General features: G+C 66.8%; 10 protein-coding genes. 1 reads left to right on the top strand and 9 read right to left on the bottom strand.

The window, feature by feature from the left end:
• Together JSV65_17225 and JSV65_17220 are read right to left on the bottom strand one after the other, a co-directional pair.
• Window positions 1-816 (bottom strand): sugar ABC transporter ATP-binding protein (locus JSV65_17225; GenBank protein ID UCH34251.1); only part of this gene is annotated, 816 nt, incomplete at its 3' end.
• Between the two features lie 12 nt (window positions 817-828).
• On the bottom strand, window positions 829-1,767 hold the full coding sequence (locus JSV65_17220; protein ID UCH34250.1) for a substrate-binding domain-containing protein: 939 nt from the start codon (window positions 1,765-1,767) through the stop codon (window positions 829-831).
• A gap of 299 nt (window positions 1,768-2,066) precedes the next feature.
• On the opposite strand from JSV65_17220, the gene JSV65_17215 reads away from it, so the two are divergent.
• Window positions 2,067-3,194 (top strand): GNAT family N-acetyltransferase, encoded by a 1,128-nt coding sequence (locus JSV65_17215; GenBank protein UCH34249.1) that lies wholly within the window; start codon window positions 2,067-2,069, stop codon window positions 3,192-3,194.
• A 132-nt stretch (window positions 3,195-3,326) separates the two neighbouring features.
• On the opposite strand, the gene JSV65_17210 is transcribed toward JSV65_17215, so the two are convergent.
• From JSV65_17210 to JSV65_17180, 7 genes are all read right to left on the bottom strand, one after another.
• Complete coding sequence (locus JSV65_17210) at window positions 3,327-4,829, bottom strand: HD domain-containing protein (protein ID UCH34248.1); 1,503 nt, start codon at window positions 4,827-4,829, stop codon at window positions 3,327-3,329.
• Window positions 4,822-6,687, bottom strand: a complete 1,866-nt coding sequence (locus JSV65_17205) for a response regulator (protein UCH34247.1) — start codon at window positions 6,685-6,687, stop codon at window positions 4,822-4,824. The genes JSV65_17210 and JSV65_17205 overlap by 8 nt, the downstream gene beginning before the upstream one ends.
• Window positions 6,688-6,715: 28 nt before the next feature.
• A complete protein-coding gene (locus tag JSV65_17200) occupies window positions 6,716-7,102 on the bottom strand; it encodes a response regulator (GenBank protein UCH34246.1) in 387 nt (128 codons plus the stop codon).
• 244 nt (window positions 7,103-7,346) lie between these two features.
• Entirely contained in the window at window positions 7,347-7,856 is a 510-nt protein-coding gene (locus JSV65_17195) for a nitroreductase family protein (GenBank protein UCH34245.1), read from the bottom strand.
• Between the two features lie 416 nt (window positions 7,857-8,272).
• A complete protein-coding gene (locus JSV65_17190) occupies window positions 8,273-8,701 on the bottom strand; it encodes an NUDIX hydrolase (protein UCH34244.1) in 429 nt (142 codons plus the stop codon).
• A 142-nt stretch (window positions 8,702-8,843) separates the two neighbouring features.
• Window positions 8,844-9,818, bottom strand: a complete 975-nt coding sequence (locus tag JSV65_17185; protein ID UCH34243.1) for a hypothetical protein — start codon at window positions 9,816-9,818, stop codon at window positions 8,844-8,846.
• Window positions 9,819-9,851: 33 nt separating this feature from the next.
• Window positions 9,852-10,013 (bottom strand): hypothetical protein, encoded by a 162-nt coding sequence (locus tag JSV65_17180; protein ID UCH34242.1) that lies wholly within the window; start codon window positions 10,011-10,013, stop codon window positions 9,852-9,854.
• Window positions 10,014-10,119 lie beyond the last annotated feature (106 nt).

Below are 10,119 nucleotides of genomic sequence, written 5' to 3'. Positions count from 1 at the left end.
GCGCAGGATCTCCTGTCCGATCTCCACTTCGCGCTTGGGGATCTGCGCGGTGAGCTGGCGCCCGACCATCATGCGGATGATGTCGTCCTTGGTCACGTCGCTCACGAGGTGAGTGCCGACGAGTTCGCCGTCGCGGAGCACCGTCACGCGGTCGGCGATCTCGAAGATCTCCTCCAGCCGGTGGGAGATGTAGATGATGCTCACGCCGTCCGCGCGCAGCGCGCGGATCAACTCGAAGAGGCGCACGAGTTCGTGCTCGGTCAGGGTCGCGGAGGGCTCGTCCATGACGATGAGCTTGGCGCGCGCCGAGATGGCTTTCGCGATCTCCACCATCTGCTGCTGCGCCACGCTCAAACGGCTGACCGGCTGGCGGACGTCCATGCTCACGCCGAGACGGTCGAGCACGGCCGCCGCCTCGCGATACATGCGCCCCCAGTCAATGACGCCGCGGAAGAGCTGCGGCTCGCGCCCGAGGAAGATGTTCTCCGCCACCGAGAGGTGGGGGACGAGGTTGAACTCCTGGTAGATCATCGCCACGCCGAGCTGCTGTGCGGCGTGAGGGGAGATGATATCCACCGGCCGGCCGTTGACGCGAATCTCGCCGGCGTCGCCCAGCAACGCGCCGGCGAGGATCTTGACCAGCGTTGACTTCCCGGCGCCGTTCTCCCCGACCAGCGCGTGCACCTCGCCGCCGCGCACGTCGAGTGTCACGCTGTCGAGAGCGCGCACGCCGGGGAAGTCCTTGGTGATCTGCTCCATCACCAGAACTGGGGTCTCGGTCTCAGACACGACTGCTTGTGAATCCATGCTGCACATACGCGTTACGTGCTACTTCGCCGCGCCGGCGCGCTCAGCCATCAGGGACTCCCGGTCCACGATGCCGACCTCGACCGGGATCACCTTGGGCACGGATTCGCCGCGCAGGTACTTGTCGACCGTCCGGATGGTGACCTCGCCGATCTTCCGCGGGAACTGCACGGCATCGGCCTTGAGCGGGCTGACGGCGAGAATCTCCTGCCGCGCCTCGGCGGTGGCGTCGTAGCCCACGACGACCACTCGATCCCCTCGCTTCGCCTGCTCCACCGCCTGGAGCGCGCCGAGCGCGCTGTCGTCGTTGATGCCGAAGAATGCGTCGAGGTTCGGATAGGCCTGGAGCATGGTCTCCGCCACGTCGACCGCCTTGGTGCGCTGGCCTTCCGCCGTGGGCCGGGCCACGACCGTGATCCCGGGGTGCTTCGACATCGCCTCGTCGAAGCCGCGCACCCGGTCCTGCACCGACGTCGTCACGGGGTGGTCAATGATGACGACTTCGCCCTTGCCGTTCAACAGCTTGGCCAGGTGCTCGCCAATGAGGCGGCCGCCCTGCACGTTGTCCGACGCGATGTGGCACACGACGTCCCCGCCGAGAGCCGCGATGTCCGCGGTGAAGACCGGGATATTCGCATCGTTGGCTCGTCTTACCGCCCCGACGATCGCTTTCGAGTCGGCGGGACAGATGACGATGGCGCTCACGCCGGCGTTGATGAAGTCCTCGACTTGGCTCGTCTGCGTCTCGACCTTGAAGTCGGCGGACTGGATCATGAGTTCCATGCCGAGGTCGTCGGCGGTCCTGCTCATCGCCGACTCCAGATCCTGGTAGAACTCGTGGGATCTGGTGAGCAGCGTGACTCCGATACGGGTTTTCGACGCCGCGGGCTGCCGGCTCGCGCAGGAGGACAGCGCGACGACCGCAGCCACGCTCACCGCGCCGACAACCAAGATCTTCATGACACCCCTCATCGTCGTGCTCCTCGCGTCACCGTGATGAGATCCGCTGCGGCGGTGCTCCCGGCGCCAGCGGTGGCCGGCCGATCTGCCGGTCGCAGCGTCGCCGCATCGCCTATATACGCCTCTCGCGGGTTACTTCCCTGCACGCGCCCGACGGGAGGCAGGGATTGGGCGCCGCGCCGTAGAATTGTGCTCTTCCGTATTCGGGCACTCCACTGACCTGCGGCGTGCCCACCTGCATCAGGCGTGCCCCTGGCAGCTCTGTCACTTGACACCTCGAAACCCGGTGGAGGAAGCGATTGACTATACAAACACGACAAGTTGGCGACGCGTACCTCGTTGAATGCGTTGTCAGCGGCGTCCAGGCGAGCCGTCTGTTCGTCCGCGATCGGCGCACGCATATCGGCACTGCCGTGCTGCGCATGGGCGGCATCGCCGATGTCGAGACGGACGAGCACTATCGCAGGCGCGGCTACGCCCGACACGTGCTCGATGGCGCGATGGCGCTGATGCAGGACAAGCGCTACGACATCTCGACGCTGTTCGGCATCTCCGACTTCTACCCGCGCTGGGGCTACGCGCCGGTATTCCCCGAGACGCGCGTGTTCGTGTCGGCGAAGGATGCGGCCGCGGTCAACGCAACGTACCGCCTGCGCAGGTTGACCCGCAACGAGCTGCCCGCGACACTCGAGCTTTACCGGCGCAACAACGCCGCGCGCACGGGGGCAATCGTGCGGCAGCGCAGCATGTGGTCGGGCTTCCGACACGGCAGCAGACATAAGTGGCCGACGAACGTCTATGGGGCTTTTGACGGGCGCGGTCGGCTGACGGGGTACGTGGTCCTGGACAAATCACCCGCGGAGGCGATCATCGTCGAGGTCGGTTACCGCCGTGAGGATGTCTTCGGCACGCTGCTGGCGGCGGGGGTACGGCAGGCGCGCCGCGTGAAAGCCGAGCAGATTCACGTGCTGGCGCCTGCGGATCACCCGTTCGTCGAGTTCTGCCAGCAGTTCGGGTGCCGCGTCGTCATCCAGTACCATCGCAGCGGCGGCGCGATGGGACGAATCATCAACCTCGAGGGATGCTTCTCGCGACTTGTGCCCGAACTGACGCGGCGGCTGCGCCGGGTAGGGACACGGCACGCTGTGCCCGTACGGTCGTCGGGGCGCCTGCGCGTCGCAACCGACATCGGAGAGGTCGTCTTGCGCATAACGCACGACGCGGTCAGCATTGCGGAATCGAGCAGCGCAACCGACGCACGGCTCGACATCACGCAGGCTGCGTTGAGTCAGTTGCTGTTCGGCTACAGAGCCGCCTCTGCGATGGTGCAGTCGAAGCAGGCCTCCCTGCGCGGGGCGCCGGTGGAGCTGCTGGACGTGCTGTTCCCACGCGTCTGGGCGTACGTGTGGCACCCCGACTACTTCTGAGGGCGCATCCGGCCGAGCCGTGCTCGCCACTGGGACGGTACCACCGATAGCGTATGTCACATGGGGATTACCCAGGCGCATGAGCGAGCTTCGCCGCCACCCCGCCTAAGAGAACGGCCTTCCCCCGGACGGCTACTTGCTGATCCTGCCGATTTCGAGCGCGGTAAGAAACGCGGCCAGGACTTCGGAGTCATACTCAGTGCCCGCGACGGATTGGAGCACCCCAATCGCTTCGGACACGGACACCGCCTTGCGGTAGGAGCGGTCGGAGGTCAGGGCGTCGAAGGCGTCGGCGACGGCGATGATGCGACTGGGCAGCGGGATGTCGGCACCCTTGAGGCCGTCTGGATAGCCGCTGCCGTTCCACCGTTCGTGCTCGTGGCGGATCCATGAGGCGACGCGGCGAAGTTGCTTGATCGGGCGCAGTATTTCCTCCCCCCAGATCGGGTGCTTGCGCACTTGCTCCCACTCGTCGGAGGTCAGCTTGCCCGCCTTGAGCAGGATCTCATCGGGCAAGCCGATCTTGCCGACGTCGTGGAGCAGCGCGGCGAGCTGGAGGTCCTCGCATTCCGATGCCGACAGCTCCAGTTCCTGCGCGACGGCGAGCGCGTACTGCGTCACGCGCTGGGAGTGCCCCAGGGTGTACGGGTCCTTGGCGTCCACGGCAGAGGCGAGGGAGCGCACGGTGCCGAGGAATAGGTTCTTGACATCGCCGAACAGCATGGCGTTCGATATCGCGATCGCCGTCTGGGACGCCATGGCGCCGATGAGCTTGGCGTCGCCGGCGAGGTACTCCTCGCCCGCGAGCTTGTCGCGCGCGCAGATCGCGCCCAGCAGGCGCTCACCGGCCATCAGGGCCACGCAGAGGACGGAGCTTTCGCTGGCATCTGAGCCGCGGGGCACATCGCAGACGACGACCGGCTCTCCCGTGCCGAGGACGTGGCTGAGCACGCCGTCAGGCATGTCGGGCATCGGGGAGTAGAACGCGTCGCAGAGATCGCCGTGCCCGGCGGCGGCGCGCGCGCGGCCTGTCTCCTCATCCAGCAGCAAAACCGCAGCCGCCTCAGACGGCACCTGGACGGTCACCTGGTCGAGCAGGCGCTCGCAGATCTCAGCGACGTCGTGTGCCGCGCCGAACTCGGCCGAGGAGCTGTAGAGCAAGGTCAGTTGCTCGTAGTTCGCGACGATCTCCCGGGACAGGTTCTGCAGTTCAAAGCCGGCGACGATCAGATCGCGCAGGCGCTGCACGGTGAGACGGGCCACTGCATCGAACAGCGACTGCGGAGCCCCATCTCGAGAACACGCAACGAGCGATCCCCACAGTCGGTCGCGATACCGCAGGGGATAGGCACAGCGCCGTCCTCCCTGGGGGCAGTGATCCTCGACGGGCTCGTCATGCCCGGCCGCCGACCATGCCAGATCCAGCGCGGCGTGCGGGCACCGAGCCGACTCGTCCGCGGCCACGAACACGCGGGGACACGGGCTGGCGTCGGAGTGTCTCTCGGCAAGCAGCCGTCCATCGGCATCAAGTACGCCCACGCCGATGGGAGCGTGGGACACGGCGTCCTCGATGACCCGCTTCAACTGGCCGGCGGAAACGACGTCCCCGATCATCAGCTGTTCGTCGTCATGCACGCAGTGTCTCCTGGGACGTGTCGCGGGCCGCGTCGGCGCTCGAGGCGCTCAACGCCTGAGCCGCAGCGGCGACCAATTGGTCTCCCGTCACCGGCTTTGCCAGGTGGCAGACGGCGCCGAGCCGCAACGCCCAGTCCTTGTCTTCCATAACCGACATGACGATTGCGGGGACGGCGCGCGTGTCCGGGCCCGCCTGGAGGGCGCGCAGGACGTCGAAGCCGCTCATGTCGGGCAGCAGCATATCGAGGCAGAGCAGGTCGGGCGCGCATGCGGCCGCGAGGCGGAGCGTCTCCCGTCCGTCCGCGGCTTCCTTCACTGCGTAGCCGACTCGCTCCAGCGCGTCACGCTGCTCGCGACAGCTCTCGGGATCGGGGGCGACGATCAGCACGAGCGTGCGCTGCGTGTGGCGCGGTTCGCCCGGTCGCTGCGGCGACTCCTGCCTGTACACCGGCAGCGTGAAGTGGAAAGTGCTGCCTTGGTCGCGGGCGCTCTCCACCCAGATGCGCCCGCCGTGGCTGGCCACGATCTCCCCGCTGATGGCCAGCCCGAGTCCGGTGCCGCGCGGCTTGTCGGTCAGCCCCTGGCTCACCTGATGGAACTTCTCGAAGATGTGCTCGTGTTCTTCGTCCGCTATCCCCGGCCCGCTGTCGGACACGTAGACCCGCACCTCGTCGTCGCATCGTTCGGCGCCGACCGTGATTGTGCCGCGCTCCGTGAACTTGAGCGCATTGGACAGCAGATTGTTGAGGACCTGCGCGATGCGATCGCGGTCGGCGCGCACCGGCGGCAGATCCGAGGGCACCTCCACGCGCATCTCGAGGCCCTTGACCTGGGCCAGCGGCGCCACACTGCGGACGCAGAAGGACAGCAGCGACGGCAGTTCCATAGCGCCGAAGGTCCACGCCACGCGGCCCGATTCGATCCTCGCGATATCCAGCACGTCTTCGATGAGACGCCCCACGCGGTCGGCTTCGGCGGCGATGATGTGCAGGAACTCCTCGCGGCTCGATGCTTCCTCGTCTGGGAACTGGAGCAGAATCTCGGCGAACGAGCCGATGGAGGTGAGGGGCGTGCGCAGCTCGTGGCTGACGTTAGCCAGGAAGTTGCTCTTGAGCTGATCCATGCGCTTGAGTTGTTCGTGCGCCGCATGGAGATGGTCGAGCGCGGTCTGAAGTTCGCGGGTGCGGCCCTGCACCTCGCGCTCGAGTTCGTCGCGGTGCGCTTGCAGACGCTGCGCCGCCGTCTCCAGCCGCGCGTTGGCTTGCGCCAATCCCTCGCTTTTTTCGCGCAGCGCGTCAGCGAAGGTACCGAAGCTCAGGCTGAACAGGAGCAGGCCGCCGACTGCGAAGGTGAGGATGACGAGCGCCATATAGGCGGGGTCGTCGAGCAACTCGCGGTGCTGCGGGAACAGAATCGGGGCAGGCAGGAACCCGCGCTGGCTGAGGAACAAGGTGCCGACGAAGGCGCCGATGCAGATCACCGTCACGACCAGAGCGCGCCCGCGGTGGAAGACGATGTTGGCATGCAGGATGATGTAGAGGTAGAAGAAGGCGCCCATCCAATCGGCGCCGCCGAGCTGGTGAATAGCGAAGGTGATGGCGCTGATGTCGAACAGACAGTGGAGTAAGTTGGCGCGCGCGAGGTTAGGCAGAGCGGTGCGCGGACGGACGCGGCTGATCCACACATCGCCGGCGAAAAGAGCGAGGCCGGCGGCGAACACGCTCGGCGGGATCGGCAAGTGCCAGACGAGGCGCAACAGCACACCGATGAGCAGCATGCCGACGACGACAACCGCGCCGTTGCCGCCCGACATGCGCAATCGTGCAACCGCATCCTGTTGTTGACCGGGGTCGTGCACCCAGCAGACTCCGTCCGCCGGAATCGTCTCACCGTCCGATGGCGCGTCGCACCTGCTGCACTATCGCCGTCGGGCTGAACGGCTTGGTCGTGTATTCATCCGCGCCCATGGCCATGCCGCGCGCCTTGTCCGCCTGCTGCCCCTTGGCGGTAAGGATGATGACGTATGTGCCGGACAGGGATGGATCAGACTTCACGCGACGGCACACCTCGTAGCCGTCGAGTTTGGGCATCATGAGATCGAGAAAAGCAAGCCGCGGCTGCTCGGCGCGAATGCGGTCGAGCGCCTCGCTGCCATCGCCAGCCGTACACACGCGGTATCCAGCCTTGCCGAGGACGAAGGACAGAGCGCGCACGATATATGGTTCGTCGTCAGCTATCAGTACTAGGTGTCCGTCCCCCACCGTTCGCTCCATATCTCGGGATGATCTGAACGAAGGCGCCGGCCGACCGGCGTCCGTGGCCCCCGTTGCGTGCTCCCGAACGGCTAGAGTGTATATTCCGCATTTGCACCTGAATGTCACCGTGGTCGGCGCTCAGAGAACACGCAGCGGGGGACGGCCTACGCCGCCCCCCGCTGCGTGTTGACACCGCGCGGACGCTCTCGTCCCCATCTCCCCTGACCGCACAGGCTCTCGCGCGCCAACTGCGCGGGGGAGACTACTCCTCGTACTTGTCGAGGCTCCAGATCTCGGCGAGGCGCTTGCGAGACTGAGGCTCGGGTGCTTCATCGGGCACGCCGAGGGGGGTATATGCAACGATCCGGATGTGCGGCGGCACGTCCAGTGCCTCTCGCGCCACTGCCTCGTCGAACCAGCCGATCCAGCACGTGCCGAGACCTTGATCCGCCGCTGCGAGCACGAGATGCTCCATCCCAATGCCGATGTCCACCAGGTAATAGGGTTGGTCGCCCTTCGTGCCGGGCTTGCTCGGATCGGCGCACGCGGCGATGATCACCGGCGCATGCGCCACCCATTCATTGCCCGCCTTGGCCAACGCCCGCTTGACCTGCGCGTCCGTTATCACCACGAACTTCCAGCACTGCGAGTTCGCCCATGACGGCGCTAGGCGAGCGGCCTCGAGCACATAGGTTATCTGCTCCTGGGGTACGGGGTCGGGCTTGTAGCGCCGGATGCTGCGCCTGGTGCGGACGACGTCCATGAACTCCATGCCTGTTTCCTCCTTGTTATGCGGCAATCGCCTTTGAACGAGTTGCTACTGTCGCGGCAGGCCATCATGCCGCAAACAGCCGACTTGCACAGACCTAACCCAGGGGCTTGTGGATTCCCTGCAATCGCCGGGGCAGGCCTGCCATAGTACGCAATACCCCTCTGACGCGATTACGCAGTCAATCGGCCGGGCTTGAGCCCGGTGGTGTGTCCGTTGCACCGCCCGCGCCAGCGGTTCCTTTGTTCGATGGGGCGCTCCGCGCGACACGGGCGCAGGTCGTCCCGCCCGCAGCCACGGCGTTCCGTTGTCCCCGGCGGAGCAGACGCCCGCGGAGACGTCGTGACGCAAGGGGAGGCTTTTCTCCGTCTTGATTCCCGGTCACGCGGCGCCGAGCGGCCGCCGCCAGCATCGCGTTCCTACGTCCGCTCGCCGAGCGCTTTCAGCGCGCGACGCAGAAGGGAGCGCATGTTGCGATAGCCGATCGTGGAAAGCGCCTGCTGTGGGGTGAACCAACCAGCGTCATGGACGCGCTCGGCGGGCATGGGGGTACACTCGACATCGGGCGCGACTTCCATCAGAAACCAGTGTACAGTCTTCTTGCACGCCTCGCTGCCAATCAGAAAACGGTGCTGGCTCACCCCGGCGGCCTGCACCGACACGACCTTTGCGATCCCTACCTCTTCGCACACCTCGCGCAGTGCTGCCTGCTCGTTCGTCTCGCCCGGCTCGAGTTTCCCCTTGGGGAAAGTCCAATGGCCATAGTCGTCGAGTATCAGGCAGACCTGCGTCTCGCCCTCGCGCTTGCGGACGATAATACCTCCGGCCGAGACTTGAGACAGCGCCATGCGTACTCCCCAAGGTCAAACTCAGCACGTCCCGCCATGACGCGCCTACCACATTGAGGCCGAAGCCGCGTAGCCCTGTTTCGGATCAGCCAGTCTCGCTGCGACGAGCCGCGCGCCGCATGCGACGACATCGAAGCAATCGCTACATCCCAGGCTCTCGACTGAGGGCGTCCGGCGACACGACACCGCCGCCTCGCGCAGCCGCTGCCGCTGCCGCCGCGCCCATTCGCGCCGAGGTCGCGGCGTCTGCCCCTAATGCCGCGGCGACGGCGAGCCCAGCCATGAACTGCTCCCACGCCGGGGAACGCTGGATTGGCGACGCCTCGATCACTTCGCCTTCAGGCGCATTTCCCGTGTGCACGGCGGCACGCCCATCGGCGGCGACAATCACGACGGCCGCGTGTCGGCCCTCGGCCAGGAGCGCCTGCACGGGCACCCCTTCGGCCTCGGCATCCCCCGCCCTTTCGGCGGGCGCAACCGCCAGCATGTCGCAGGGCGGGAGCGCCGCCTTGGCCAAGCCGCCGCACCCCGGTGGTAACGTACACCCGAGGCCGGCCACCACGGGCTTCCCGTTGGCGCGCGCCGACCGAGTCAACCGTTCCAGTACCGTCTGTTCGGGAATGGAGTCGTAGAGCGCCATAACGATCGCGCCTGCCCCCGCGGCGATGGCCTCGACGTGATCGAGCATCTCCTGTGCCGGCGCGCCTGCGAGCGGCGCAGCCGGGGAAAGCACGATTTCGACCGCGCCCTGCGGCTCAGCCTGTGCGCCCTCGACGTTGAGGATCAGCTTCTCGCCGGTCCCGTGATCCGGGTCGCTGGCGATAGCGAAGGGGTCCACCCGCGCCGCCCCCAGCGCGCGCAGCAACTCGCCGGCCTGCGCGTCCTGCCCCACGACGCCCGCAGCCCACACCGCCGCCCCCAGAGCCGCGGCACAGCAAGCCACCCCCGCAGCGCCACCCGCACGCATGATTCGCTCGGGATCTCGCACCCTCAGGATACCGTTCGCGCCCGGTGCGGCTGCGCCGCGCAGCACCTGCTCCAGCCACAGCTCACCGAGGACGAGTATCTTCGCCTCGGCGAACCGGTCGGCAACCGCTCGCAGCTCATCCTCCGACATGGCTTGCAGACTCCGTGGCCCTACTGACCGTCGTCACAGCCCGTATTGCTTGCGGTAGTACTCCAGAAACTCCCCCGACTTGATCTTGCGCCACCACGCGCCGTTATCACGGTACCACGCGACCGTGGCGCCGAGCGCGGACTCCAGATCGTACTCGGGCGCCCACCCCAAGGCCCTCAGCTTGGACGAGTCCACGGCATATCTGCGGTCGTGGCCCGGGGGGGCCGTGTCAAGGCGAATCAATTAGGGGGGCGTTGCGAGCGTTTAGAGGATCGCCCGGGCCCCCACCAGGTTCGTTGCG

It is taken from the genome of Armatimonadota bacterium (assembly GCA_020354555.1).
GTDB lineage: Bacteria > Armatimonadota > Hebobacteria.
The sequence above is the reverse complement of the archived record's forward strand: the minus strand, read 5'-3'. Positions and strand labels throughout refer to the sequence as shown.